This window comes from Pseudomonas chlororaphis (genome assembly GCF_001921865.1).
Lineage (GTDB): Bacteria > Pseudomonadota > Gammaproteobacteria > Pseudomonadales > Pseudomonadaceae > Aquipseudomonas > Aquipseudomonas chlororaphis_D.
In genome coordinates this window covers 12016-36292 of record NZ_MSCT01000002.1, presented here as the reverse complement: position 1 = coordinate 36292, position 24277 = coordinate 12016, and the positions used below count along the sequence as shown (strand labels likewise).

Sequence of the window (24277 nt, the reverse complement as noted above, 5' to 3'; positions counted from 1 at the left end):
GGTTAAAAAAGAACAACTTCCGTTAACGCTCACCCGATCAAGGGTTGAACGACTTGAGGACCGTCAGCAGGCTGGTCAGGTTGTCGGCCACGCCGCCCTGAGCCACTTTTTCGGTAGCCGCCGCGCCTGCGGTGGTATCGACGCTGTAGATCTGCATCACGCCCTGGTTGGTCGCCGCCTGGGCCAGGGTATTTTGTTGCTGCTGCGCAGAAACGGCGTTCTGGAACAGAATCGCCGTGGCCTGGGCCATGGACTGATAGATGGTACTCATCGCCATCGCTGGCGCTTCAGCCACCACTTTGACGTTGGTCTGGGTGACCGCGTCGGTAATTTGCTCGTTGACTAATGGCATGGTTCAACTTCCCTTGTTAGTACACGGCGGGTTCCGTGTTTATTAATGAACGCGGCAAAACGAACGCTGTGAAACAACCGGCCTTCAATGCTCCGCAGGCGCTTGCGCGGACTGGGCGAGATGGGCCAGCACCGCCTCGACCTGCTGGACCAACCCCTGCATCTGCGCCTTGACGGCCTCGTCGACCGTCTGGCGGATCAGCTCGGCCTGCTCGGCGCCCAGTGTCTGCGCGGGCCGCGCGCCCACCTCGGCGGCGGCCGCCTGCTGCTTGGCCGCCAGCCACTGGCGAATCACCGCTTCGCGCTGCTCGGTGTTCTTCTGCAACTCGCTTTCGCTGGCCTTGGCTTGCGCCATCAACTCGCTGGTGCGCAGCCTTTCGCTCTCGATCAGGTGCTGGGTCTGGTTGAGCACCTTGTCCATGACGCCGGTCTGCGGCTGGCTGCGCATCCAGGCTTCGAGGATGTGCTTTTCACCCGCCGACAGGCTCAGGTTGAGCGCATCGGCCAGCTGATAGAGGCCCGCGAGCGGGTCCTGGTTTTCCTGGGACATCCTGGCTTCCTCCTCAAGACGCGGCGCCATGCCGCTAAAGCCGCACCTCAATGCCGTCCTGCCAGAACCCGGCGAAATAGAACTTGCCGTCGCTGTCGCAGGACGAGGCCAGGTCCCAGGGCGTCATCGCGCTGGGGCGGGTGTCGAAGACCGCGGGCGGCGGGGGCAGTAGGTTGGCGTTGTAATAGAGGTTGCCGACCTCGTAGCTGTTGGCGACGAACTGCGAACAGAACGACACGTTGCCGATCGACACCGACTCGTTGATCCGCGCCTGCAGTTCGGGGGTGAACGGCGTGCGCTTGAACACCGACAGCGCCGCGTTCCAGACGCTGTAGCGGCCGCTGATCTGGGCGCTGCCGACGTCGCCGTTGAACTGCTCGGCGGCCACCGTGGCGGCCCGCGCCAGGTCTTCGTCGGCGCAGGAATAGACCATCGCCGAACGCTTGACCGCCTCGGTGGAAAGGTCGGTCACCTGGATGCCGCTGCCGACGCTTTCGATCACGCAGGTATCGCTGATCGCAATGGCCGCGTGCACCACGGGTACGTTCGGTGAACCGTCGCCGAACATCTTGGCCTTGATCCACTGCCCCGCGCGGATGAACGCGCGGGGAATGCTGGTGGACAGCTTGTCGTCCACTTGGGCCACTGAAAAAACAATATCTCCAGGCTGCATGATGTCGCTCCTCATTGAAGAAAAGTGCTGTTTGAACGTGCTGCTGCACAGTCCCGGAAGGGTTCCGGGACTCGATGCCCATGACGCCGGGGCGGCGTGAATCAGGGAGGTGACGCGGCGCGATTGGCCAGGGTGCTGCTGTACTTGGCGATGCTCTCGTCGATCTTGTCGATGGCCACGCCCGCCGCGGTCGCTTCCATGGCGCCGGCCGCCGCGGCGACGGCCGCGGCAGCGCCCACCAGCAGGTCGGTGGCCAGGGCGCCCAGGGCGTCCTCCGCGGCTTTTTCGGGCTGGTTGGCGACGATGTTTTTCGTCATCTGCTCGAGCAACACTGCCTGGGCCGCGAGCGCCAGCTTGCTGACCCCGTCGAAGTAGCCCGCCGCCGATTGCGCGACCAGGCCGGCGGCCTGGCTGATCATCATGTCCGGGGCAATGGCGATCTGCGCCGGGGCATAGCTGAAGGTCTGCGCGTTGGTGAACTGCACCGCCTCGACGATCTGGCTGTTCAGCGCGGCCGTGCTGCCGGTCGGCGGCGCCGCGACCTGCGCCAGCATGTGCTCGTTCATGCGGTCCATCACTGTGCGCGGGGGCGTGCCCGCTGCCGGGGGATCGGCAGCCTTGGAGCCGGCGGCCTTGGGAGTGGCCGTTTCGAGGTCGCCCAGCTTGGGATCGGCCGCTGGCGTGGCGTCCGTCGCCGGTTCGGCGGCAGGTTTCTTCTTGAACCAGAACATGAGGTTTCTCCCCAGGCGTCAGCCCTTCTCGCCGATCTGCATGATCAGCGAGACAGCCTTGGAGATCACCGCGTTGGAGATCTGATTCAACGCCTGCTGGCTGTTGACCGCATTCTGCAGGGACAGGCCCGCCGAATGGCTGGCCACCTGGTACAGCGAAGCAATGGCCTGGGCCGGAGCCTCGGCCACCACCTTGACGTTGGTTTGGGTTACGGCGTCGGTAATCTGGCTGTTGACCTCTGTCATACATCTCTCCTTGATGGAAGGCGCCAGCGCGCACGCGCTGGCGGTGAACCCGTCGGCGGTTTCAGGTGCTCATGAAACAAGAACGCCCGACATCCGCGACTGTGAATGCAAAAGCGTTTTCAACGCAGCGCCGCCCGCAGCAACTGCACGCGCTTGCGCACCAGGGGCTGGGCGATCCCCAGCTCGGCGGCAATCTGCGGGTAGGGCAATTCCTCGACAAACCGCATCTCGAACAGCCGCCGCTGGGGCAACGGCAGGCGCTCCACGCGACCGCCCAGTTGCACCAGCCGCTCGAGCTGCTCGGTGTACTCGAACACCGAAACGCAGGGCGCGGCGAGTAGGGCCTGGTGATCCTGCGCCAGGTCGATCGAGCGATCGAACAGCTGCTCTTCGCGCTTGCTGCGCCGCAGGCTGTCGAGAAACACATGGTCGAGCACCAGAAACAGAAAGCCCTGCGGTTCTCGTATGCGTTCGGGGGAACGCCTGAAGAACAGCAGGGCTTTGACGGCCGTGCTCGACAACCACTCCTGGGCCAGCGCCAGGTTGCCCCTGGCCCGTCGGTTGGCCCGGCGCATCAGCTCGGGGTACACCGCCCGCCAGCTTGCCTCGAACAACCGGTCGACCACCGCCACTTCACGCAAAGATCCCATCGCCAGCACTCCCTGTGCATTCCTTGATGAGCCGACAGTCTCCGATTGCACAACAGGGGTCCGCTGTTACCTGGGGAACAGTTGAACAATTAATTGAGCGAACAGGCCTTGCGCCGCAAATGCTCGACATCGTTGATCACCAGGTGGCCGCTCTGGCTGCTGATCAACCCCGAGCGCCGCCAGTCTTGCAACTGCACATTGAGCTTCGGCCGGCTGGTATTGAGCATGGCGGCGAGAATCCCCTGGTTGCGCGGCACCGCCGCGCAGGTCATGGGGGCCTGCGCGAAATCGTCGAGGTTGGCCAGCAGGAACCGCGCCAAGCGCGACTCCAGGCGATGCAGGCAAACCAGTTCGAGCAGCTCCAGGATCTTCATCAGCCGCGCCATCAACAGCATCAGCACGCGCTGCCAGAACAGCGGCTCGGCGTACAGCACGCGAAAATGCCGGCGCCCCAGCAGCAACACCCGGGTCGGCCCGCAGGCGAAGGCCGAGGTTTCCCGGACATGGCCCTCGACCAGCGCCGACTCGCCCACCACCTGGCCGACCGCGGCGCTGCCGACAATCTGTTCGCGCCCGTCCGGGCCATGGAGCACCGAATACACCTGCCCCTCGACCACCAGCGCGATGAAGTCCAGCGCTTCGTTCTTGAGGTAGAGCACATCCCGGTCATCCAACCTGCGCTCCACCGCATGGGTGGCCACATAGCGGATCAGAGTATCCGGCAGCCCCCGGAACAGATCGGAGCCGGCCAGCAGGGTTTGCCGCAACGAAAAATCGAGCATTACCGCGCTTTTTGAATGCATGCGTTCGCCTTGACTGGTAGGAAATAGCTGCGCAGATGCAGCAGGTAGAGCGCTTGAAGCCCATAGAGCAAAGCAAACAAAGGGACGTCTGGTGGACAGACTTGTGAATTGCGCGAAGGCGCTTTCGAGTATCGGAAATGACACGTCGAACCCGGGCGCGGCAGCCAATCATCCCGCCGCAGAAAACCGGCATGGACGCCCCCTGCCGACATGGGTATGATGTCGCCCGCACTGCATCCGTAGCTCAGCTGGATAGAGTACTGCCCTCCGAAGGCAGGGGTCGTGGGTTCGAATCCCGCCGGGTGCACCAGACAGAAACGCAAAAGCCCCAGGTCGAATGGCCTGGGGCTTTTTTGTTTCCATCGTATGGGCGGTCGCAAGATCAGTGAATATAGGTCTGCCGGGCTGGGCCGATATCGGGGCCTGATCTATGCCTACAACCCTTGCCCCGCTAGCTTCCTTAGTACCTTGCCAGCGTCTCCGAAGACCGCTCCGGCACGAGCGACTGATAGTGCTTTAACCAAGTGCAACATCTTAGCCAATGGAGCGAGGCTAACGGGGCTCACTCGACACCTCGTCGCACAACCTCCAATAAGTCCACCCCTTCCCTGAGCAGCAAATAAGCTGCGTTGGTCAGCCGATAAAGATCACCATCCTCGACGCCCTTGATCGTTACCGAAGTAAGGCTTTCCAAAAGGTCCGTCCCTGCCTTGATGCGGGCATAGGCACAATCAAGCACCGAGGCTACAGAGGCGTGGCTATCAATCAGCGTTACCTGAGCATCGGGGTGATTGGTATTGAAGGGGATGTACTGGCTCATAAGTCATTCCTGTTTGGCGAACAGCGCGATCAAGTCCAAAAGTCCGCTAGCCGATGCAGCTACAACGGGTCACGAACAAACACCTAACTTGAAAGCCGGATCGCCAAATCCGGTCGCTGATTTTCCAGCGGCAAGAAGAACTATAGGGATCAAGGTTTGGGAGGGACAAGGCGGATTGACTGCATTGGTTGTGAGGTATTTCGCTTCTTGGTGAAGCCTTTTCTTCCCGCCCCTCCCCCCGAAAACCCTTTAGGTATCACCGATCTTTTTTGCGATGATGCCAACCGCCCAGAGACCGCTCGCTGCCCGCAATCGAGCGGACAGCTGTTTTTCGCCTGACTCATGGAAGACCACGATGAACATTTCCAACCTCCCCAACCCCGCCGCGTCCTCTCACCTGGCGCGTTATTACTACGGGCCCAATTACCTGAAGATGTCCCTGGCGGGCTTGGTATTCGGCGGGTTTTCGCTGTTCGCGGTGCTCGGCACGCCCAGCGAGAACAGCAGCATGATCCGGCTGCTGGACGGCCTGGGGCTCAATGGTCATCTGGTCATGCAACTGATCGGCGTGCTGGGCCTGGCCATGACGGTCGCCGTCGCCGGCGCGTTGATCTTCCTGCGCGGCGCCGGCAACCGTTATGTGGTGCTGACGGACAAGAACCTGGTGGCTCCGGTGAGCAATTTCAGTTCGAAGGTCCGTGAAGTCCGCCTGATCAATATCGCCGGCGTCGAGCTGGTGGAGGTCTTCAACCAACGCTTTATCCGCGTCGAGCACAGCGACGGCAAGGTGGAGTTGGTGGAAAACATGTTCAAGAACCAGGCACTGTTCTACGACTGCTACAAGGCGATTGCCCAGGCCATCGAGACCAAGGGCCAGAACGTCAAGCGCGCCCCCGCTCGCCAGTAAAGCGCCGGGCGTCAGCCTGGCGCCGGGGCGTCCCGATCCGCGGCAGGCTCGGCCTGCTGCTCGTCTTCGTCGCCATCTTCTTCGGCCTCGAGCAGAAAGTCCTTGCGACTCTCCTTGATGGCCTGGCGGATATCCGCGCCCTTGGTCGGGCAATTCAGCAGTGCGGCGATGCGGTCGATGCGTGGCGCCATGGCCAGCCTCTCACTTTCAGAAAAACTGCCCCCGATAGTGCGCGCTTTCGGGGGCCCAGGCCATGACTTGCGCGCGTTTTGCCGTCAGCGTCGCTGCAAGGCGCGCAGGCGGGCGTCGATGTCTTCCTCGGGAAAACGTTGTTTCAGGGCGTTGACGTACTGCTCGGCGAGCGTGTGCTGGCCGGTCTCGCGCAGGTGCAGCACCTCGCGCAGCGCGTCCTCGAAGGGCGTCTGCGGCACTCCGTGTTCGGCCTGGGACTTGGCCGAGAACGAGGCCAGATGCCCGAGGGACTCGTGAGGGACGGCATCGAACGCGTGCGGGTCCCGGGTCAGCGGCAAGCCCGCCGCGGGGGCCGCCGGGGCCGGGACCGACAAGACCCTCATATCGGCATTCGGCGTGGCCGCCAGCTCGAAGTGCTGCTCGGCTTGCGCGGCGGACTCCGCGGCGACCGGAGCGGACTCGGCCTGGCGACGCGCCAGCTGGGGAGCGGCGGCCTTGGCCACGGGTGCCGGCGCCGGGGCGAACGCCTGGCTCGGGAGCGGTTCCGTAGGGCGCTGCAATACGCCCAGCAGCAGAGTCGCGCCGAACAAGCCGGCGAACGCCACTTGCCAGCGCGGCTGGCGGCACAGGTCGAACCAGCGTTGCCACAGCGACGGTCGGGGAGCCGGGGCTTCGCGGCGGGCCGTGGCCATGATCAGGGCGTCGAGGCCGGCTGGCGGCTCGCCCTGGCTGTGCTGGCGAATGTGTTCGAGCAGGCGCTCTTCTTCGGCGGGGGGAAGTTGTCGGGCGTCAGTCATGTCAGTACCTCTTCGGCCAGGAGCCGACGCAGTTTTTTCAGCGCATAACGGAAGCGGCTTTTCACCGTTTCCAGCGGCGTATCGGTAAGGCTGGCGATCTGCGGCAATTCCAGTTCGCCATGGGCGCGCAACAGAAAGACCTCACGTTGATCGGCGGGCAAGTCTTGCAGCGCGGCGTCGATGCGTTGCTTTTCGCGACTCAGGCTCAGTTGCTGCTCCGGGCCATCGGCGGCGTCGGCCTGGTCATGCAATTGCTCGTCGTAGCTGTCGTGCAACGGGTTGCGGATGCCGTGCCGGCGCCAATGGTCGATCAGGCGGTTACGGGCGATCCGGTACAGCCAGGTGCGAAAACTGGCCCGGCCCTGCGGTTCGCTGGTGGTGCGAATCAGGCTGAGCCAGGTGTCCTGATAGACCTCGTCGGCCAGCTCGGCCTTGTCGCACAGGCCCAGCAGGAAGCGGTACAGGCCCTGGCGATGGCGCTGGTAGAGCTGCTCGAAAGCCGCGCTGTCGCCGGCGCGATAACGCGCCAGCAGCGTTTCGTCGCTGCTGGCGGCCTCTGATCGATTCGCCACAGGCATGGCTGTGCTGAACTCCTTATGGTGGCTGGTCATCACGTTATTCACGGCGGCTCAACGCCTGTGCGGAAGCTTGCGATTGGTCCGCCGGGGCGGCCTGAGTCTGCAGGCTTTGCGCCAGTTCCACCAGTTGCACAAACTCGCCGCGCAGGCCGAAACGGTCTTCGCCGCGGGCTCCGCGCGCCAGGGCCTCGGTGTCCTTGAGCGCGAAAGTACCGGTATGGCGGGCGTCCTTGAGCTGCTGGGCGAACGCCGCCACCGCGGCGGCAAATCTTAGATCATCGCTGGCCTGGGCGAGTTTCCCGTGCTGCTGCGAGGCGAGGATCGGCCGCTCGATCAACCGGCTCTTGCCACCCTGCGGCGCCTGGTAGCGCACCCGCAACATGGCCAGTTCGTCGCTCTTGCTGCCCGACTCCGACGATGCCTGGACTTGGCCCTGGCCATAACGCAGCGGCTCCAGCCAGCCCGGCTCGCCCTTGGGCACGATTTCATACAGCGCGGTGACCGTATGCCCGGCGCCGATCTCGCCGGCGTCGACCTTGTCGTTGTTGAAATCCTCGCGTTTCAGGGCGCGGTTTTCATAGCCCAGCAGGCGGTATTCGCTGACCTGGGCCGGGTTGAACTCCACTTGTAGCTTCACGTCCTTGGCCACCACCGCCAGGGTCGAGGCGAGCTGGTCCACCAGGACCTTGCGCGCCTCGCGCAGGTTGTCGATGTAGGCATAGTTGCCGTCGCCGGCATCGGCCAGTTGTTCCATCAGGTGCTCGTTGTAGTTGTCCACGCCAAAGCCCAGGGTGGTCAGCGACACACCGCTCTTGCGCTGTTCGACGGCCATTTGCTTGAGGCGGTCGAAGTCGCTGATGCCGACGTTGAAGTCGCCATCGGTGGCCAGCAGGATGCGGTTGATGCCGTTCTTGATAAAGCCCTGGCGCGCCATCTGGTACGCCAGCTGGATGCCCGAGGCGCCGGCGGTGGAACCGCCCGCGGTCAGTTGCTCGATGGCCGCGCGGATCTTCGCCTTGTCGCGCCCGGAGGTCGGCTCCAGCACCACCCGCGACTCGCCGGCATACACCACCAGCGACACCCGGTCCTGCTCGCGCAACTGGTCCACCAGCAACTTGAGGGTGCTTTGCACCAGCGGCAGGCCTTCGCGGCGGTCCATGGAGCCGGACACGTCCACCAGGAACACCAGGTTGGCCGGCGCCAGCTCGGCCACCGCGCGATCCGAGGCCTTGATGCCGATGCGCAGCAGGCGGGTGTGCGGGTTCCACGGCGACGGCGCGATCTCGGTGGTCAGGCCGAACGGCGAACCGTCGGTGGGCAAGGCGTACTCGTAGGGAAAATAGTTGACCAGCTCCTCCAGGCGCACCGCGCCCTGGGGCGGCAGGCTGCCCTGGTTGAGCAGGCGCCGGACATTGGCGTAGGCGCCAGTGTCGACGTCGACGCTGAAGGTCGAGACCGGGGCCTGCGCCACGCTGTGGATCGGGTTGTCCGGCAGGTCCTGGTACTGCTCCCGAGGCTCGTCGCGATAGTCGGCGACCAGCGACTCGCGGTCCCCCAACAACGGCATGGGCGCCGGGACGGCCGCCTTGGCGTTATACCCGGCGAGCATCACGCCGGCGCGCCGGACCTCGGCCGAATCCGGCACGGCGGCCTCCGGTCGCGGCGCCCCTTGAGCGGGCGCCACGTATTCAGAGCTATCCGGCGAGGACTGGCCGCAACCGGCCAGGGCCAGCAGCAACCCGGCGGCGCATCCCTGGACGGCGGGGCGAAGGTGGAGCGGAGGAAGGAACATGGGGGCTGACCTCGGGGGAAATTGATCCATTCCCCCCTTCAGACGAAGCCCCTCGGCGATTCGGGTTAAGCCCCGAAAAATATTGTTCTAGCGCAGGTAGCGCCGTACCACGCTGCTGTTGCGCAGCACATGGCCGTTGATCTTTTCCAGCAGCTGGGCGCGGGTCAGGCCGGCCGGCAAGGCGTCGGGCGCCAGCTCCAGGGCATAGACCTGGATGATGTAGTGGTGCGCGCTGTCGCCCACCGGCGGGCAAGGGCCGACGTAGGTGGTGGTGCCTTTGCTGTTGGTGCCGCCCAGCCCTTCCAGGTTGCCCTTGGCCCCCACGCCCGCGGCGATCTGCCGGGTCGTGGCCTTGATCCCGTAGTGCACCCAGTGGTCCACGCCCTGGCCTTTGGCGCCGTCCGGGTCGTGCATCACGATGGCGTAGCTGCGGGTGCCTTCGGGGCCGGCGGTCCAGGCCAGCGCCGGCGACAGGTTACGCCCGCCGCAGCCCTTGGCGTCGCTGGCGCTGGCCGGGGTGAACAGACGGTTGTCCGAGACACCGGGCACGTTCAGGGTGAAACGCTCCTGGGCCTGAACCGGCACTTGCAGGCACAGCAAGGCGGCGCCGGCGGCCAGCCAGGTGGTGAGTGAGGCAAAACGGGTCATACGCGAGCACCTTCTGCGAATGGGTTCATCGGGGCCTGGAGACTATAGCCGCGCGGCGCAGCGTTGCGCGGGCGCGATACCGGAGCTGATTGAGCTTGAGCCGAAGCCGCTTGTAAACGAAAAAGCCCCGGATTTTTCAGTTCCAGGGCTTTTTTTCACAATCACCGGGATGTGTCCCGGCAGCCGGGTCAGCGCTCCAACGGCTCGGACAGCAGCGGCGGATGCAGCGAGTGCTCGGCCCCCAGGCTCAGGAAACCGTTGGTGACGTGGCGGATACCGCCCTCCTCGTCGTTATGCACCGTCATGACCCCGGGCTGGCGCATGCGCGAGAAGTTGACGGCGCTGAGCTTGAAGCTGTCGCTCAGGCGCTGGTCGTCCACCGCCGGCGACGGCAGGCGGCGCCGGGCGAAACTCTTGCTCTTGCGCTGCTGATAACGCGCCCACAGGACCAGCACGCCGGCATTGAGCAAGGCCACCCAGAGGTAGGTCTGCAAGGTGCCCAGCGCCTCGAGCATGCCGATTTCGATACGCGGGCCGTCGTGGGTTTCGATCAACGGCCACAGGCCGCGCGCCAGCAAGTACAGCAGGCCGGCCCAGGCCAGCACGGTGAACGCCGCATCGACGATCACCAGGAATGGGCGTTGACGGGTTCTGATGATTCTCATCAGCGAGCCTCCTCTTCATCATCCACAGGTTTGATGCCGCGGTCCGGGCTGACCCAGCGGGCACGTTGCTGGTGCTGGCTGAACAGCACCTTGGGGAAACTGACCAGGGTGGTGAACAGGCTCACGAACCAGAACACCAACGGGTACCAGACCACCCAGAACATGGTCTTGCCCAAGCCCTTCTCGTAGCGGCGGTCGATCAGGATGCTGACCGCGAACTGCAGCAGGCAGACCATCGCCAGCACCAGCCCGGTAAAGGCCGGCGGCATCAGCCGGTCCACGGCGATGGCCTCGGGCATGACAATGAACTTGCCCAGGCCCCAGAAGATCACCGACAGCAGGAAGGTGAAGGCCCAGCCGGTGGACAGGCAGTACTCGAACAGCAGCGGCCACAGGTAGCGGTGGCGCCATTGCCAGATGCCGCGGATGTTCTTGAACAGCACCTCGGCGCCGCCCTGGGCCCAGCGCAGGCGCTGCTTCCACAGGCCGCCGAGGGTTTCCGGCATGAGGATCCAGCACAGCGCGCGCGGCTCGTAGAAGATGCTCCAGTGGTCCAGTTGCAGCTTCCAGCTGATGTCGATGTCTTCGGTGATCATGTCCGGGCTCCAGTAGCCAACCCGGTGCAGGGCCGAGCGACGGAACGCGACAATCACCCCGGAGACCGTGAAGATCCGCCCGAACACCCGCTGGGTACGCTTGATCAGGCCGATGATCGAGGAGAACTCGCCGACCTGGACCCGGCCCACCAAAGTCGAGCGCGTGCGGATCCGCGGGTTGCCGGTCACCGCCCCCAGGCGCGAATTCTCCAGCAGCGGCGCCACCAGGTAGGCCGCGGTGTTCGGCGCCAGCAGCGCGTCGCCGTCGATGCACACCAGGTACTCGCTGCGCGCCGCCACGGCGCCCATGCGCAGGGCCACCGCCTTGCCCTGGTTCTCCGCCAGGTGCACCACCCGCAGCCGCGAGTCTTCCAGCGCCAGGGCGTCCAGCACCTGGGCGGTGTTGTCCTTGGAGCCGTCGTTGATCGCGATGACTTCGATGTTCGGGTAGTGCTGGCCCAGCGCCGCGTGGATGGTGTCGGCCGCGTTATCGCCCTCGTTGTAGCAAGGGATGAGGATGCTGATCAGCGGCTCGCCTTCCAGCGCCGGCGGCAGGGTGTCGTCCTTCCACGGCCAGTGGCGCTCCCAGTGCAGCCAGAAGTACAGGCCGCCGGCGATCCACAGGCCGGACATGAACAGCGGGTAGAAGAACACGAAGTCCATCAGGAACTGGCCGGTCACCAGGAAGATCAGGCCCAGGGGCACCCCGAGGACCAGCGCCAGGACGAACAGGGCTAAGAGTCGATCCAACATGATTCAAGGATTCCACTTGGTGGAGAGCGCGGGACGGATGGTCTTCAAGTCCGGCGAGTTCTCGAGAAAGTTGTCCGGGTAGTAACCGAAGCTGGTCGCGCCCTGGCGCTTGAGCCGGCCCATCCAGTCGGCCATTTGCGCGGCGTCGATATCGCGCGCCGGTTTTTGCGCCCAGTCCCGGGCCTGCAATTCGAAGACGGTGCGGTTCAGCGCGCCGGGGCGTGCCTTGACCGTGGCCACCAGTTGCTCCAGCCAGGCGCCGGACGCCTTGCGCTGCTGCCCTTCCATCAACGGCATGGCCATCGGCGCGGTCCAGTCGTAGTTGGCGAGGAAGTCGTCGAGGTTCTGCGCGAACCAGGCTTCGCTCGGCGGGTTGAGCATCGGCTCGGCGAACAGGTTGCGCGCGGTCTGTACCTGCGGCCCGCGGATCGCCTTGACCTTGGCGGTCAGCTCGTGGGTGAAGTCGATCAGGTAGCGGCTCTTGAAGCGGGTCCAGCGTTGCAGGGTCTGCGGGTCGGCGCGCAAGGCCTCGATCGAGCCGGGCAGGCCGTTGGCGGCATAGGTGCGCAGCGCCTCGGGGCTGGCGTCTTCGAAGTCCGAGAGCACCGCGTCGTCGTGGTAGAGGATGCCGTCCACCGAGGTCAGGCGTGCCACGTCTTCGTAGATCTCGCCGATGATGCGCCGCACCTTGGGGTCGAACGGCGACAGGCGCCGGTACTGGTCCGGGTCGACCGCGACCTGGCCGGTTTCCGGATCCCAGCGAGTCACCCGTGGCAGGCTCGGGTCGAGGGCGAAACTGAGCACCGGCATCCAGGCGAACACCTTGACGTTGGCCCGGGTACGCAACTGCCAGGCGACGCGATCGAAGATATCGGCGCGCACCGGCAGGTGGCGGTTGGCGAAGTACAGCGAATGCACCAGGCCATCGCCCTTGGGGTCGGCGAAGGCTTGCAGGAAGACCGTGTTGACCCCCAGGTCCGACATGCGCTGGACCAGCTTGCCGAGGTTGATTTCCTGCTGCTGCGGGTCCGGGTCGTAGACGTTGTCCAGGTCGACATGGGCCACGCGCATCGGGTTAGTGGCTTCCACGCCGACGATGCTGTTGGAGAAGTGGATGCCGTCCGGGTCCGAAGACACCAGAAAGCGCGGGCTGCTCATCAGGTTGTCGAGGGTATCGAGGCCGTCGTCGAGGGTCAGGGCCATGTCGTAGCCCTGCTCGCCCACCACCTTCAGCGCCGTGCCGTCGGCGGCGCCGTACGGCCAGACCCACACGCGCGGGTTGTAGCCGGTGGCGGCGCGGATCTTTTTCGAGATCGCCGCCACATCGCTGCGCAGGCGGGCCTCGAACTCGGCCTCGCTTTCATAGCGCCCGGTGCTGGCGTTGTAGAGCCGGGTGGCGGCGGCCGGTTGCAGGTTGCCCTGGGGATTGGCCAGCACGCCCTTGTGGTTGGCGTCGGTGTGGGCGGCGATTTCCACCAGGCCTGAACGGGAAATATCGCGGACCTGGTCCCAGGTCAGGAAGTCCGAGCGCTGGCGCGGGGTGCCGGCGAAGTCCACCGGCTGGTTCAGCGGGGTATCGACCCACACCCCCACCGGCGCCAGCAGGGCATGCCAGTTGTAGCTGCGCAGCACCGGCAGCACGCGGGTGTAGAAGCTGGCGTAACCGTCGTCGAAACTCAGCAATACGGCCTTGGCCGGCAGCTCGGGGCCACCTTTGCGCGCGGCCATGATCTGGTCCACGGTGACCGGCTGGTAGCCGTTTTCGCGCAGCCAGGCCAACTGCTCGATCATGCGTTCGGTGCGCACGGCCACCACCGCCTGGTCGGGGTCGCGGTCTTCGACGTCGTGGTAGGCAATGCCCAGCACGTGGTTTTTCGGCCATGGGGTTTCGTTGGCGGGCACAGGGCGTTGCGCCGGCGCCAGGAACTCCGCGGCGGGCTGGGCGCAGGCGCTGAGCACCAGGGCGCCGAGCAGGAGAAGGCAACGGGTCATCGGAGGCATCGTCAAACTCTTCTAGAAGCGATAGGTGAGGTCGAGGACCAGGCGCAGATCGGTTTCCCGATCGCCGTCGTAAGGCCGGTTGAGCACGCTCAGGACGGCGCCGGCCTCGAATACGTCGTTCCAGGTCACGCGCTGGCCGTAGCTGAGCAGGCCGATGGCCCCGGTGGAGTAGTCGCGCTGGCTGTAGGTACCGGCACCCGCCTGGAACTGCTGGCTCCAGGAGGTTTCGTAGCGCCGATAGAGCACGTGGTTGACGTTCACCGTCGGCAGGACCGTGAAGTCCGACTTGGGGTTGAAGTACGGCGTGTCGTCCTTGGTATTGCTGCTGGCGCCGACTTCCAGGCCCAGGTCGACCTGCACATGGGGCGTGGCATAGACGCCCTCGCGACCGGTGAGCAGCGCTTCGAAACGGTTGTTGCCGTCGCTGAAGTGCGACGGGCTCAGGGCCAGCCGCCATTCGCGGCTTTCGTTGGCGCGCCAGCGCAGGAAGGCGCTGCCGCCATTGGCGTAGATGTTGCTGTTGAGCGCCCGCAACGGCGTGTTGGCCGACAGGTACTCCAGGCTGCCGCCGTACTGCCAGTGGTCGTCGATATCGCGCGCCAGGGACAGCCGCGCGCCCTGCTTGTCGGCAAACCCGTAGGAGTGGTTGGAGACTTCCGCCTCCAGGGTCATGTCGCGGGTCCGGCGCTCCACGCCGACTCGCTGCCAGCGGTGGTGCCCGGTGCCTTCCTGGAAGTCGCCGGTGGCATAGCCGAGGCCACCGAACAGGCGCCAGTCTTCATCGATCGGTGGGCTGTAGAGCACCGTCTCGATCCCGAAATCCTTGCTGCCGGAGACCGCGCCGGCACCGTTGTTGCCGCCGCCGTAGCTCTTGCCGCCATAGGTCTCGACACGCAACTCGGCCATGTCGTGCACTTCGCGCTGGCGGGCCAGGCGCTGCACCTGGCGGTTGTCGGGGTAACGCGCCACCACGTCGTCGGTCAGCGCGTCGAGCTGCCGCCATTCCTGCAGGTCCTGGGCGGTGTGGCCCTGGGCGACCTCCAGGCCGACATCGCGCGGCGCCATGCTTTCGGTTTCCTTGAGCAGGCCCTCGGCGCGGCGCGGCCAGTCCCGGGCCTGGTACAGGTTGGCCTGGGCCACGCGCAGGCCGAGGTTGCCCGGCGCCTGGTCGACCAGGCTGGCCAGGCGCTGCTCGCTGCCCGGCAGGTCGGCGCTGTAGGTGCCGGACTGCGCGGCGAGCTGCTGGGCGTCCATCCATTCGTCGTTGGGGTTGCCCACCGGCAGCCCCTTGAGCTCGACCCGCGGTTTCTGGCTTTTCGCCAGGTCATCGGCCACCTGTTGCGCCTCGGCCGGGCGGTCGCTTTCCAGCAGGGCGTAATACAGCGCAGTGCTGTCTTCGACGCGATCGCCGACATCGGCGTCCGGCGCCTTGAGCACCTGGCGATAGAGGTCGCTGGCGATCTCCGGCTGGCGCTGGTCCAGGTAGGAGGCGGCCACCCAGCGCAAGGCATAGGTCGGAATGGGCACCCCTTGGGCGGTGAGCTTGCGGTATTCGTCGATCGCCTCGGCGGTGCGCGCCCGGGCCTTGAGCGCGCCCATGCGGTCGATGCGCCAGCGGGTCACGTCGTCCTTGGCGGCCGGGTCCGGGGTCCAGGTGGCGAGCAACTGGTCGTAGTCGGCCAGGGCACGGTCGGCGATGACATAGCGCTCTTTCTCGCTGCGGGTCGCCAGCTCGGCCAGGCGCACGCGCTCGGCGGCCAGGTCGCCTTGCAGGCGGCGCTCGACCACCGGATCGATCAGCCCCGGACGCTGGCGGGCCAGACGCAGGGCCGGCTCCGGCAAGCGCGCCCGTTGCAGGGCATACACGTATTCGCGGGCGACTTCCGGCTTGCTGCCGGCGCGGATGAACGCCTGGTCGAACTCGAACAAAGCGTCATAGGGCGAACCGGCGCGGCTCAGGGCATAGCCCAGGGCCAGGCGCCGGGTAGCGTCGTCGGGCTTGGCCGCCACCAACTCGCGGGCTCGGCGCACGGCTTCCTCGGGCTTGCCGGCGTCGGCCTGGGTCAGGGCCAGGCCCAGTTGCAGGTCGGCGTTGCGCGGGTCGCGCTCGAGGGCCAGGCGGTACACCTGGATCGCCGAATCCCAGCGCTGCAGATTGCGATAGGCGCGGGCCGTGGCCGTCAGGGCCTGGATCGGCAACACCCGGCCGCGGGCCTGGGTTTCATAGACCTTGACCACTTCGCTATCGAGGCCGGCCCAACTGGCGATCTGCAGGTGATCGCTGACCAGCCCGGCGGTCAGGCGGTCGCCCGGCACCTGGCGCAGGTGAGTCAGGGCCGGCGCATAGCTGCCGGCGCGGGCGTCGAGAATCAGCCGGTCGTACGCCAGGTCGGCGAGGGCCAACGTCGGCCACAGCAACTGGCTGCATAACGCCAGGCGGAACAGGGGTCGCAAACCACAGCGGCGAGCGGGACGAACAATGGACGGCATTGATTCAGCATCCTTACAAGGCTGGCCGGGGTCTTGAGTACCCCGCCCGATACGTGCCAGGAAGCCGAATCAGATGACTCGGCCAGATTGGGGCGGAGTCTTCCATGCAAGGCCGATGCAGAGGCCGAAATGCAATATTTATTCAGATTCGTTTCTTTGGGCCAGGCCACGGCTGGCGTGGCCTGTAGCGATGTTCGCAGTGGCTCTTGGCCGGTATTCTCACGCCGATTCCAGGCAAAAAAACGCCCGGCAAATCCGTGGTGACGGAGGCCGGGCGTTCTGGATTGAAACCCCCTGTCAGGGGCTTTTGCGACTTACTGGACGGTAACAGCCCCCAGTTTGCCCATGACAAAACCGAGGAACTGCTCAGGCGTCATTTTCTGCCCGTTGAAGTCCACTTCGTTGTTGGCATAACGCACCTTGGAGACGATGTCGCTGCCTTCCAGCTTGGCCAACTGAGTGCCCAATGCCATGCCGCTGACCATCTCGGCGGCCATGCTGCCCTGGTCGGCGATGGCCTTGGCGTCGCTCACGCCGTCCAGCTGCGCCTGCAGCGAGGCCACGTCGGCGATCATCGGCTTGGACAGCAGCAGGTTCAGGTCCAGCTGGGTGAGCAGTTGCTTGCCCAGTTCGGCCGGCGGCAGCTCCATGGACTGCGGTTTGTTCAGGTCCACCACCAGGCTCAGGCGGCTTTCGCCGTTGCTGGTCTTGAACGAGAGGTTTTCCAGGGCGATATGCGGCTGGGCGGCCAGCAGTTTTTCCAGGTCGGCCTTGACCTGGGCCTGTTCGGCCTCGCTCAGGTTCAGCTCGGGGGCCGGCTCGCCGGCGGCATCGGCCGCGGCGACCGCGTCTTCGTAGGGTTGCAGCTTGTTCTGGTAGACCTGCATCAGCGACATGCCGGAGGCGATGTCGAGGTTCTTCATGCTCCAGGCCATTTGCGCCGAACCGACCGCCTTGCCGTTGAGGGCCACTTCGCCAACCTTGTAGTCGGCACGGCCGGCCAGGTGGGCGCCGGTCTCGTCGGTCGAACTCTTGACCTCCGAGTCCTTGAAGCTGAGCACCGACTGTTTCTCGCCGAAGGTGGCCTTGGTGGTGCTCAGTTCCAGGGTGTTGTCGCCGACGTAGAAGCCGTAGCTGCTCTTGGTCAGGTTGCTGGCCAGGGTCAGGCCGTTGAGCTCGATCTGCACCGGCGTCTGGTCTTCGGCGACGCTGTTGAGCTTGAGGCTGTCCATATAGCCTTCGGCCTTGACCTTCTGCGCTTGGGCACTGGTCGAAACGTTCAGGGCCAGGCCGGAGAACTTGAGGGTCGACTTGTCGTCCAGGGCGGTTTCCAGCGGCAGCAATTCCAGGGTGCCGGTGGCGGAGCGGTCGTAGCCCAGGTTGACCACGCCCTTGAGTGGCGAGGCGTCCTTGGTGGCGGCGAACCATTTTTCGGTCAGGGCGTTCTTTTCCAGCTCGTAGTGACTGGTGGCCATGACCGGCAGCCATTTCAGCGTCAGCAGCCGCGAGAACGGCAGCGGGCCGTGTTCTATATGGTCGACGAACACCAACTCGACGCCCTCGGCGTCGCCACCGAACATTTCGCCCTGGCCCTTGAGGCGATAGCGCGCGGTGCTGCTGAACAGATTGCGCTGCAGCGACACCAGCTCCAGGCTGGCGGTACCGTTGGAACCGACCATGGCCGCCTGCAGCTCCTTGTTGGCGTCGGCGATGGAGGTTTGCAGCACACCCTCCAGCTTGGTCCCGGTATACCAGGCGCCGCCGGCACTGATAGCGCCTACCGCGACGACGATTCCTAACAGTACGCCTGCTGATTTATTCATTAGTTGACCCGATCGATCCGTTGCTTGAATGAGTGGTCGTCTTCCCTGAACCCGAGACGGGTCGTGGCTCGACTGTGCATAAAACTGCCGAAGATTAGCACCGGCCGAGCCTCACGGCCCAACCTTTCCATGTGAAAAGTTGCTAATGCGTGGGGCAGGAAACGCTGCCCGCGGGCGGCGGTACGGGCGGCGATTGGCGGCGTAGACGGTGGCGGCTGGGCCAGCGTGTTTTTCCAGGGGGATCGCGGATTCAGGGTTTGCGGTTGCTACGCAACCGTACGCAGCCTCGCGGGCTCGGCAGCGGCTACAGGTACCACGATTCCTGTAGCCGCTGCCGCAGGCTGCGATCGAGCGCGCAGCGGTCGCAGGTCGGTTAGCGTGTCAGGCTGCGTGTTCGGAGTATTCGACTTCCATTGCGTCGAGCTGGTGATCGAAGCTTTTCAGCCGCGCGGTCCAGGTGTAGACCAGCACTTCGAAATCGCGGTTGATCACCGCGCCGCCCGGCGCTTGCGCGCGCGGGTCGCAGAAGTCCAGTTGATAACGTTCGCGGGCCATGGCGGCGGCGACGTCGGACAGCTCGCGGGCATTGTTCAACCAATGGCGGCCGTCCGCGGCCTGCTTGTCGAGCTGCACGCACTGTTTTTTCAAGTCTTCGAGGCTTTTTTCCAGGGGCGTGCCGGTCAGTTCGCCCATGACTTCCTGGAAGGTCCGCCCCGGCTGCCAGTAACTGCCCCAGAAGTAACGGTCGAACACTGTCTCGACCCGGCGCAGGGCGACTTTGGTGTCCCAGATCGCCACCAGGGTCTTGCCCTGCTCCAGCTGTTTTTTCTTGATTTTCTGGGTCTGGAACGACGCCCAGGCGACAAACACGATGGCGGTCACCGCGACCAGCGCGGTGGCGCTGTCGAGAAACACCATCGCCTTGTCGATCTGATGCGCCAGCATGACGCCGTAGAAGTAAGTCGCCGAGAGCAGCACCAGTGCAACGATCGCGCACCAGAAGCCGAGAGCATAAGGGTTTTTCATTATTGGAATCCCCATGACCATCACGTGCCTTGAGCGCTGGCCGGACACTGGACGCAAGGTCTCCGGCCAACTGTTCAAAGCATAGCAATGGCCTCAGGGTTTGCCGGGGTTCGAGGCTTGCGTTCGTCCGCTTTCCCAGCCGCCGCCCAGGGCCAGGAACAGGTCGATCTGACTCATGGCCACCTGGGTGTTGGCCGCCGCCAGTTGGGCCCGCACGTCGGTATAGGTACGGGTCGCCTGGAGGTCGGCGAGGAACGAGGCGCGGCCGGCCTGGAAGAAACGATGGGTCTGGTCGGCGGCCTGCCGGGCCGATTGCTCGGCATCGGCCAGGGCGTCGCGGCGCTGCAGTTGCGCGCTGTATTGGGCAAGGCCCGTCTGGGTTTCGCGAATGGCGTTGAGCACCACCCCATCGAAATGCGCCAGGGCGCCCTGGCTCGCGGCCTCGGCCTCGCGGATGCGTTCGCGGGCGCCGTTGGACGGCACGCTCCAGCTGATCAGCGGGCCGAACCCCCAACGGTTGGTGGACGGTTCGCCGAGGTTGTCGAGAATGCCCACGGTGCCGATAGTGGCGCCGATGCTGATGTCCGGGTACAGCGCGCCGGTGGCCACGCCGATTTGCGCGGTGGCGGCCGCCAGACGACGTTCGGCCTGGCGCACGTCGGGGCGGCGCTTGAGCAGCGTCGCGCCGTCGCCCACCGGCAACAATTGCGCAATGTGCGGCAGCTCGGCGCAGCGGTCGGTGCCGGCCGGCATCTGGTCCAGCGGCTGGGCCAGGAGCATGGACAGGCGGAACAGGCCCGCCTGGCGCGCCGCTTCGTAACGCGGCAGTTCGGCGCGCAGGGATTTGAACTGGGTCTGCGAACGGGTGACCTGGGTCTCGTCGCCGCGCCCGGCGTCGCGCAGGCGCTGGGTCAACTCGGTGCTCTGGGCCTGCAAGGCCAGGGAATGCTCGGCGATCTCGCGCTCCTCGTTGGCCGCGCAGACCTGGGTGTAGGCCCGCACCACGTCGGCCACCAGGGTGATGCGCGCGGTGTCGGCCGCGGCCTGGGTGGCGTCGGCATTGGCCTTGGCGGCCTCGATGCCGCGTTGCAGGGTGCCGAACAGGTCGAACTGGTAAGAGGTGCTGATGGACAGGTTGCCGACGTTGGCCACCGGCACTTTTTCCGGCAGCAGGAAGGCTTCGCCGGACTCCTGCAAACGCTCGACCCCGGCCTTGGCCCCGCCGCTCCAGCCGCCGGCCGCCTGGGCCTCGTCGACCTGGGCGCGGGCCCGCGCGAGGTTGGCCGCGGCCACCCGCAGGTCGGTGTTGGAGGCCATGGCCTGTTGCACCAGCTGGTCCAGGCGCGGGTCCTGGTACAGGCGCCACCAGTCGGCCGGGACCGGCGCCGAGACCACGCTGTCGCTCGCACCGGCCAGCTGGCCCTGGAGATCGTTGCGCTGCACCGCCGCGTCTTTCGGCAACTGGTAATCCGGGCCGACCATCTGGCAGGCCGACAGCAGCAGGCCGAGCCCGGCCGCGGCCAAACGCGCCGCCGTGTTCATTGCGCCGACTCCGACCGGGATCGGGCCTGGTCGTCGATGATCGAGACGGTGGCGGTGCGCCCGGCGATCATGCGGAAGTCCTCCGGCACCTCGTCGAAGGCGATACGCACCGGAATCCGCTGGGCCAGGCGCACCCAGCTGAAGGCCGGGTTGACGTTGGGCAACAGGTTGGAGCCGCTGCTGCGGTCGCGGTCCTCGATCCCGGCGACGATACTCTCGACATGCCCGCGCAGCCGCGCGCGGTCGCCGACCACGCGGATATCGACGCCCTGGCCGACATGGATGCCGTCGAGCTTGGTTTCCTCGAAATAACCGTCGATGTGAAAGGAGTTGCTGTCCACCACCGACAGCACCGGGCGCCCGGCGGTGACGAATTCCTGGGTACGCGGCGCGCGGTCGTTGACGTAGCCGTCCACCGGGCTGCGGATCACCGAACGGTCGAGGTTCAACTGGGCGCTGTCCACCGCCACCTGGGCTTCGGCCAGGGCCGACTGGGCGCGGGCCACGCGCGACTGGCTTTCTTCCAGTTGCTCGCGCGGCACCAGGTTGCCCAGGCCGAGGTTGCGCCTGGCCTCGCGCTGGGCCTGGGCCAGGGTTTCCTGGCGGTCGGCCAGGGCGGCCTTGGCCTGGCGCAGGGCCAGGCCGAAGCGGTCCTGGTCGATGCTGAACAGGACCTGGCCGCGCTTGACCAGCTGGTTGTCGCGCACCTCGACCTGCTGGATCAGCCCGGAGACGTCCGGGGCGATCTGCACGATGTCGGCGCGGATATGCCCGTCCCGGGTCCAGGGCGCGAACATGTAGTACATCACCATGCGCCAGACCACCACGACCGCGAAGCTCACCACCAGCAAGGTCAGGACGACACGGCCAAGGGTCAATAAAGGTTTTTTCATGTCATCAGGTATCGACTGAGTGAATCCACCGCGCCGAGCAGCAAGGCGTAGAGACCCACATTGAACAAAGCCCGGTGCCAGACCAGACGATAAAAGTGCAGGCGCGTCAGCAGCCCGTGCACCACCAGGTACACGCCATAGGTAATGCCCATCAGCACCAGCAGCGTGGGCAGGAACACCCCGCTGATATCCAGGTCACCGATCATAAAGGCGCTCCGTCGATGCCATGGGGAAGGGGTTCGGCCAGCTCGCCGCCGCCGACGAACTCCACGCCGGGCAACAGCGCCAGGCGCAGGCCGCTGAGGGCATGCAGCAGGTGCAAACGGGTTTGCCGGTCGTCCTGGCTGTGGGCATCCAGCGCACGGCGGGCGCGGTCCAGGGTCATCAGCAACGGGCCGGGCGCCGGCAAGCGTTCGCCGGCCTCAAGGCAGGCCTTGAAGTAACCGCCGACCTCGGCCACCACCTGGCGCAGCAGCGCCTGGGCATTGCCCTGGGCCTGCGGCGCGTAGGCCAGCAGGTCCAGCAGGTTCAAGCCGACGCGCACTTCGCGCAGGGCAGCGCCGGTGTCCTGGCCGGTCATGGCCAGGCGCGGCAGGTGCTGCATCAGGCGGTCGAGCATTTGCACGCCCAGGTGCCGGTGTTCGGCCAGGTTCGCCGGTTCCGTCATGCCGACAATGTCCTGCCAGCTGAAACGCGTCAGGCGCTTGGCCGCCAGCTCCGCGCCGAACGGCCGGGCGACCAGGGTCCAGACGAAGGCGAACAGCAGCCCCATGGGCCCGGCCAGGTTGGAGTTGGCGAAACTCAGGAAGTCGGCGTCGTAGGCACCCTGGATGCTGATGAAGGACGAGGTGTTGACGATGGTCAGCAGCATGCCCAGGTAGAAGCGCGGCTGTACCGTCAGGGTGCCGACGCAGATGAACGGCACGGCGAAGGCCAGCACCAGCATCGGGAAATCATGCAGGTTGGGCAGGATCAGGAACAGGTAGAGGCTGGCGAACAGCACCGACATCGCGGTCCAGAAGAAGAACCGGTAGATCTGCGGCGCCGGGTCGTCCATCGAGGCGAAGAAGCTGCAGGCCACCGCCGCCAGGATTACCGCGCTGCCGCCGTCGGTCCAGCCCAGGAGAATCCACAGCACCGAGGCGACAATGATCGCCAGCACCGTGGAGGCTGCCGAATACAGCATCAGCCCGCGGTCGAGGAACGGCGTCAGGCGGCCCAGGCGCCAATGGCGATAGACCGCGCGCCAAGGCTCCTGGCTTTCGCCTTGGATGGCCTGCTGCAGGCTGCGGCAGTCCTGCCACAAATCGATCCACTCGCCGAGGCGGTACAGGGCGTTGGAAAACAGCAGCTGGCGCCGGTCGTCCAGGCTCTCGGCGTCCGGCTGCAAGGCTTCGAGCCGGCCACGCAGGGCCTGCCAGCGTTCGACCGGCGCGCCCTGGGCAGTGCCTTGCAGCCACTCGCCGGCCTCGGCCAGCAGCGGCGCGAACCGCTCCACCAACTCCGGGGTGCGCCGCTCCAGGGCGTACAGCGCATCGTCCAGGGCGTCCACCACCGGCAGCAGGTGGATCATGCGCCCGCGCAGCTCCTTGGTATTGCGCACGGTCTGCGGACGCGCGCCTTCGTGGGGCAACTGGCCGATCATCAGTTCCAGGCTGTTGAAGGTGGCGACCATGGACGCGCGCAGGGCGCTGACTTCCTCGGGCTGCACGTTGCGGGCGAGGAAACGCTGGCTGTAGGTGGACGCGTCGCTGAACCATTTGCCCGCCGAATCGACGAACACCGGCGCCAGCCGCCGCGGCCAGAACAGGCTGCCGACCACCGCCGCGCAGACGATGCCGAGGAAAATCTCCTCGGTGCGGGCCTCCGCCACATCCCACACCCCCAGCGGGTTATCCACCACCGGCAGGGCGATCAGCGGCAGGGTGTAGCCGGCCAGCATCAGCGCATAGCTGTTGGCCGTGCGCAGGTGCAGGGACAAAAACAGCAGGATGCCGGTCCACAGGGCGATGATCACCACCAGCAGATAGGGGCTCTGCACGAACATCGGCACGAACAACACCGCCGCAGTGGCGCCGAGAAAGGTCCCGACCGCGCGGTACAACGCCTTGGAACTGGTGGGCCCGACGAAGGGGCTGGAGACGATGTACACCGTGGCCATCGCCCAGTACGGCCGCGGCATCTGCATGAGCATCGCGATGTACAGGGCGATCATCGACGCGGCGAAGGTCCGCACCCCGTAGAACCAGTCCCGCGCCGGCGGTACGCCGGTAAAGAATCCGTTCAAGAAGGCACCGCCGGCAGCTGGGCAGCCGACTCGAAGGCACGGATCACCCGCAGCGCCGCTTCCAGGTCCGCCGGCGGGATGCCCGCCAGCACTTCGCCGCGCAGGCGCACCAGCTCGGCTTCCACCGACTGCACCAGTTCGCGGCCGGCGTCGGTCAGGCTCAGGCATTTGGCCCGGCGATCGTGGGGGTCTTCCGTGCGCAGGGCGTAACCGGCGCTGCACAGCTGGTCCAGCAGGCGTACCAGGGACGGGCTTTCCATCCCCGCCGCTTGCGCCACCGTCACCTGGCGCACGCCTTCGCCCAGGCGCCCGATCATCAGCAGGGGCACGGCACAGGCTTCGGAGATTCCATAGTTGACCAGCGTGGTCTGGCAGATCCGCCGCCAATGCCGCGCGGCGACCACCATGCCACTGCTGATGTTCATCTGGAGCGATTCGAGAGAGTCGGGCACAAGAGCATTCG

25 protein-coding genes and 1 tRNA gene are annotated in these 24277 nt (G+C 65.8%); 2 read left to right on the top strand and 24 right to left on the bottom strand.

Translation table 11 applies throughout. The features are described 5' to 3' along the window. Nucleotides 1-37: 37 nt before the first annotated feature. From BTN82_RS00420 to BTN82_RS00390, 7 genes are all read right to left on the bottom strand, one after another. Nucleotides 38-352: a RebB family R body protein gene (locus BTN82_RS00420; protein WP_044460562.1), complete on the bottom strand. Its 315-nt coding sequence runs from the start codon at nucleotides 350-352 to the stop codon at nucleotides 38-40. 84 nt (nucleotides 353-436) lie between these two features. Next, nucleotides 437-901 carry a hypothetical protein gene (locus BTN82_RS00415; protein ID WP_075117216.1) on the bottom strand — a complete coding sequence of 155 codons (465 nt, stop codon included), beginning with the start codon at nucleotides 899-901 and terminating at the stop codon, nucleotides 437-439. 34 nt (nucleotides 902-935) lie between these two features. Beyond that, entirely contained in the window at nucleotides 936-1574 is a 639-nt protein-coding gene (locus BTN82_RS00410; protein WP_075117215.1) for a hypothetical protein, read from the bottom strand. Nucleotides 1575-1675: 101 nt separating this feature from the next. Continuing rightward, on the bottom strand, nucleotides 1676-2305 hold the full coding sequence (locus BTN82_RS00405; protein WP_075117214.1) for a hypothetical protein: 630 nt from the start codon (nucleotides 2303-2305) through the stop codon (nucleotides 1676-1678). An 18-nt stretch (nucleotides 2306-2323) separates the two neighbouring features. Further along, on the bottom strand, nucleotides 2324-2551 hold the full coding sequence (locus BTN82_RS00400; protein ID WP_075117213.1) for a RebB family R body protein: 228 nt from the start codon (nucleotides 2549-2551) through the stop codon (nucleotides 2324-2326). A 119-nt stretch (nucleotides 2552-2670) separates the two neighbouring features. Further along, nucleotides 2671-3201, bottom strand: a complete 531-nt coding sequence (locus BTN82_RS00395; RefSeq protein ID WP_075117489.1) for an RNA polymerase sigma factor — start codon at nucleotides 3199-3201, stop codon at nucleotides 2671-2673. Between the two features lie 89 nt (nucleotides 3202-3290). After that, the gene (locus BTN82_RS00390; protein WP_075117212.1) at nucleotides 3291-4004 is read right to left on the bottom strand and encodes a Crp/Fnr family transcriptional regulator; all 714 of its coding nucleotides are present in this window, start codon (nucleotides 4002-4004) and stop codon (nucleotides 3291-3293) included. A gap of 233 nt (nucleotides 4005-4237) precedes the next feature. On the opposite strand from BTN82_RS00390, the gene BTN82_RS00385 reads away from it, so the two are divergent. Further along, nucleotides 4238-4314, top strand: a tRNA-Arg gene (locus BTN82_RS00385). A 252-nt stretch (nucleotides 4315-4566) separates the two neighbouring features. Here the strand turns inward: BTN82_RS00385 and BTN82_RS00380 are convergent. Next, nucleotides 4567-4824, bottom strand: a complete 258-nt coding sequence (locus BTN82_RS00380) for a hypothetical protein (protein WP_075117211.1) — start codon at nucleotides 4822-4824, stop codon at nucleotides 4567-4569. A 355-nt stretch (nucleotides 4825-5179) separates the two neighbouring features. Here BTN82_RS00380 and BTN82_RS00375 point away from each other — a divergent pair, with 355 nt between their 5' ends. Further along, nucleotides 5180-5731 (top strand): hypothetical protein, encoded by a 552-nt coding sequence (locus BTN82_RS00375; protein ID WP_075117210.1) that lies wholly within the window; start codon nucleotides 5180-5182, stop codon nucleotides 5729-5731. An 11-nt stretch (nucleotides 5732-5742) separates the two neighbouring features. On the opposite strand, the gene BTN82_RS00370 is transcribed toward BTN82_RS00375, so the two are convergent. The 16 genes from BTN82_RS00370 to BTN82_RS00295 all read right to left on the bottom strand — a co-directional run bounded on the left by BTN82_RS00370 (nucleotide 5743) and on the right by BTN82_RS00295 (nucleotide 24239). Then, the gene (locus BTN82_RS00370; RefSeq protein ID WP_075117209.1) at nucleotides 5743-5922 is read right to left on the bottom strand and encodes a hypothetical protein; all 180 of its coding nucleotides are present in this window, start codon (nucleotides 5920-5922) and stop codon (nucleotides 5743-5745) included. Nucleotides 5923-6006: 84 nt separating this feature from the next. Beyond that, complete coding sequence (locus BTN82_RS00365; RefSeq protein ID WP_075117208.1) at nucleotides 6007-6720, bottom strand: hypothetical protein; 714 nt, start codon at nucleotides 6718-6720, stop codon at nucleotides 6007-6009. After that, on the bottom strand, nucleotides 6717-7298 hold the full coding sequence (locus BTN82_RS00360; RefSeq protein ID WP_075117488.1) for an RNA polymerase sigma factor: 582 nt from the start codon (nucleotides 7296-7298) through the stop codon (nucleotides 6717-6719). The genes BTN82_RS00365 and BTN82_RS00360 overlap by 4 nt, the downstream gene beginning before the upstream one ends. 37 nt (nucleotides 7299-7335) lie before the next feature. Next, nucleotides 7336-9090 (bottom strand): vWA domain-containing protein, encoded by a 1755-nt coding sequence (locus BTN82_RS00355; RefSeq protein WP_075117207.1) that lies wholly within the window; start codon nucleotides 9088-9090, stop codon nucleotides 7336-7338. An 87-nt stretch (nucleotides 9091-9177) separates the two neighbouring features. Beyond that, a complete protein-coding gene (locus BTN82_RS00350; protein ID WP_075117206.1) occupies nucleotides 9178-9738 on the bottom strand; it encodes a YbhB/YbcL family Raf kinase inhibitor-like protein in 561 nt (186 codons plus the stop codon). Between the two features lie 188 nt (nucleotides 9739-9926). Next, nucleotides 9927-10403, bottom strand: coding sequence for a poly-beta-1,6-N-acetyl-D-glucosamine biosynthesis protein PgaD (pgaD, locus tag BTN82_RS00345; RefSeq protein ID WP_075117205.1), 477 nt, complete (start codon nucleotides 10401-10403; stop codon nucleotides 9927-9929). Beyond that, the gene (gene pgaC / locus BTN82_RS00340; protein ID WP_075117204.1) at nucleotides 10403-11752 is read right to left on the bottom strand and encodes a poly-beta-1,6-N-acetyl-D-glucosamine synthase; all 1350 of its coding nucleotides are present in this window, start codon (nucleotides 11750-11752) and stop codon (nucleotides 10403-10405) included. The genes pgaD and pgaC overlap by 1 nt, the downstream gene beginning before the upstream one ends. A gap of 3 nt (nucleotides 11753-11755) precedes the next feature. Next, nucleotides 11756-13753, bottom strand: a complete 1998-nt coding sequence (gene pgaB / locus BTN82_RS00335; protein ID WP_075117203.1) for a poly-beta-1,6-N-acetyl-D-glucosamine N-deacetylase PgaB — start codon at nucleotides 13751-13753, stop codon at nucleotides 11756-11758. Nucleotides 13754-13765: 12 nt separating this feature from the next. After that, complete coding sequence (gene pgaA, locus BTN82_RS00330; RefSeq protein WP_075117202.1) at nucleotides 13766-16243, bottom strand: poly-beta-1,6 N-acetyl-D-glucosamine export porin PgaA; 2478 nt, start codon at nucleotides 16241-16243, stop codon at nucleotides 13766-13768. Between the two features lie 314 nt (nucleotides 16244-16557). Beyond that, entirely contained in the window at nucleotides 16558-18066 is a 1509-nt protein-coding gene (locus tag BTN82_RS00325) for a YdgA family protein (RefSeq protein ID WP_075117201.1), read from the bottom strand. Nucleotides 18067-18447: 381 nt separating this feature from the next. Then, nucleotides 18448-19092 (bottom strand): NADH:ubiquinone oxidoreductase subunit N, encoded by a 645-nt coding sequence (locus BTN82_RS00320; RefSeq protein ID WP_075117200.1) that lies wholly within the window; start codon nucleotides 19090-19092, stop codon nucleotides 18448-18450. Between the two features lie 93 nt (nucleotides 19093-19185). After that, nucleotides 19186-20634, bottom strand: coding sequence for an efflux transporter outer membrane subunit (locus tag BTN82_RS00315; protein ID WP_075117199.1), 1449 nt, complete (start codon nucleotides 20632-20634; stop codon nucleotides 19186-19188). Then, the gene (locus BTN82_RS00310) at nucleotides 20631-21527 is read right to left on the bottom strand and encodes an HlyD family secretion protein (RefSeq protein WP_075117198.1); all 897 of its coding nucleotides are present in this window, start codon (nucleotides 21525-21527) and stop codon (nucleotides 20631-20633) included. The genes BTN82_RS00315 and BTN82_RS00310 overlap by 4 nt, the downstream gene beginning before the upstream one ends. After that, a complete protein-coding gene (locus BTN82_RS00305; RefSeq protein WP_075117197.1) occupies nucleotides 21524-21733 on the bottom strand; it encodes a DUF1656 domain-containing protein in 210 nt (69 codons plus the stop codon). Before BTN82_RS00305 ends, BTN82_RS00310 begins: the two co-directional genes overlap by 4 nt. After that, on the bottom strand, nucleotides 21730-23814 hold the full coding sequence (locus BTN82_RS00300) for an FUSC family protein (protein ID WP_075117196.1): 2085 nt from the start codon (nucleotides 23812-23814) through the stop codon (nucleotides 21730-21732). The genes BTN82_RS00305 and BTN82_RS00300 overlap by 4 nt, the downstream gene beginning before the upstream one ends. Then, on the bottom strand, nucleotides 23811-24239 hold the full coding sequence (locus BTN82_RS00295) for a MarR family winged helix-turn-helix transcriptional regulator (RefSeq protein ID WP_075117195.1): 429 nt from the start codon (nucleotides 24237-24239) through the stop codon (nucleotides 23811-23813). Before BTN82_RS00295 ends, BTN82_RS00300 begins: the two co-directional genes overlap by 4 nt. Nucleotides 24240-24277 lie beyond the last annotated feature (38 nt).

Bases quoted from the DNA above. Each gene is read 5' to 3' on its own strand.
- BTN82_RS00420 (WP_044460562.1), bottom strand. From the start codon at position 352: ATGCCATTAGTCAACGAGCAAATTACCGACGCGGTCACCCAGACCAAC.
- BTN82_RS00415 (WP_075117216.1), bottom strand. From the start codon at position 901: ATGTCCCAGGAAAACCAGGACCCGCTCGCGGGCCTCTATCAGCTGGCC.
- BTN82_RS00410 (WP_075117215.1), bottom strand. From the start codon at position 1,574: ATGCAGCCTGGAGATATTGTTTTTTCAGTGGCCCAAGTGGACGACAAG.
- BTN82_RS00405 (WP_075117214.1), bottom strand. From the start codon at position 2,305: ATGTTCTGGTTCAAGAAGAAACCTGCCGCCGAACCGGCGACGGACGCC.
- BTN82_RS00400 (WP_075117213.1), bottom strand. From the start codon at position 2,551: ATGACAGAGGTCAACAGCCAGATTACCGACGCCGTAACCCAAACCAAC.
- BTN82_RS00395 (WP_075117489.1), bottom strand. From the start codon at position 3,201: ATGGGATCTTTGCGTGAAGTGGCGGTGGTCGACCGGTTGTTCGAGGCA.
- BTN82_RS00390 (WP_075117212.1), bottom strand. From the start codon at position 4,004: ATGCATTCAAAAAGCGCGGTAATGCTCGATTTTTCGTTGCGGCAAACC.
- BTN82_RS00380 (WP_075117211.1), bottom strand. From the start codon at position 4,824: ATGAGCCAGTACATCCCCTTCAATACCAATCACCCCGATGCTCAGGTA.
- BTN82_RS00375 (WP_075117210.1), top strand. From the start codon at position 5,180: ATGAACATTTCCAACCTCCCCAACCCCGCCGCGTCCTCTCACCTGGCG.
- BTN82_RS00370 (WP_075117209.1), bottom strand. From the start codon at position 5,922: ATGGCGCCACGCATCGACCGCATCGCCGCACTGCTGAATTGCCCGACC.
- BTN82_RS00365 (WP_075117208.1), bottom strand. From the start codon at position 6,720: ATGACTGACGCCCGACAACTTCCCCCCGCCGAAGAAGAGCGCCTGCTC.
- BTN82_RS00360 (WP_075117488.1), bottom strand. From the start codon at position 7,298: ATGCCTGTGGCGAATCGATCAGAGGCCGCCAGCAGCGACGAAACGCTG.
- BTN82_RS00355 (WP_075117207.1), bottom strand. From the start codon at position 9,090: ATGTTCCTTCCTCCGCTCCACCTTCGCCCCGCCGTCCAGGGATGCGCC.
- BTN82_RS00350 (WP_075117206.1), bottom strand. From the start codon at position 9,738: ATGACCCGTTTTGCCTCACTCACCACCTGGCTGGCCGCCGGCGCCGCC.
- pgaD (WP_075117205.1), bottom strand. From the start codon at position 10,403: ATGAGAATCATCAGAACCCGTCAACGCCCATTCCTGGTGATCGTCGAT.
- pgaC (WP_075117204.1), bottom strand. From the start codon at position 11,752: ATGTTGGATCGACTCTTAGCCCTGTTCGTCCTGGCGCTGGTCCTCGGG.
- pgaB (WP_075117203.1), bottom strand. From the start codon at position 13,753: ATGCCTCCGATGACCCGTTGCCTTCTCCTGCTCGGCGCCCTGGTGCTC.
- pgaA (WP_075117202.1), bottom strand. From the start codon at position 16,243: ATGCCGTCCATTGTTCGTCCCGCTCGCCGCTGTGGTTTGCGACCCCTG.
- BTN82_RS00325 (WP_075117201.1), bottom strand. From the start codon at position 18,066: ATGAATAAATCAGCAGGCGTACTGTTAGGAATCGTCGTCGCGGTAGGC.
- BTN82_RS00320 (WP_075117200.1), bottom strand. From the start codon at position 19,092: ATGAAAAACCCTTATGCTCTCGGCTTCTGGTGCGCGATCGTTGCACTG.
- BTN82_RS00315 (WP_075117199.1), bottom strand. From the start codon at position 20,634: ATGAACACGGCGGCGCGTTTGGCCGCGGCCGGGCTCGGCCTGCTGCTG.
- BTN82_RS00310 (WP_075117198.1), bottom strand. From the start codon at position 21,527: ATGAAAAAACCTTTATTGACCCTTGGCCGTGTCGTCCTGACCTTGCTG.
- BTN82_RS00305 (WP_075117197.1), bottom strand. From the start codon at position 21,733: ATGATCGGTGACCTGGATATCAGCGGGGTGTTCCTGCCCACGCTGCTG.
- BTN82_RS00295 (WP_075117195.1), bottom strand. From the start codon at position 24,239: ATGAACATCAGCAGTGGCATGGTGGTCGCCGCGCGGCATTGGCGGCGG.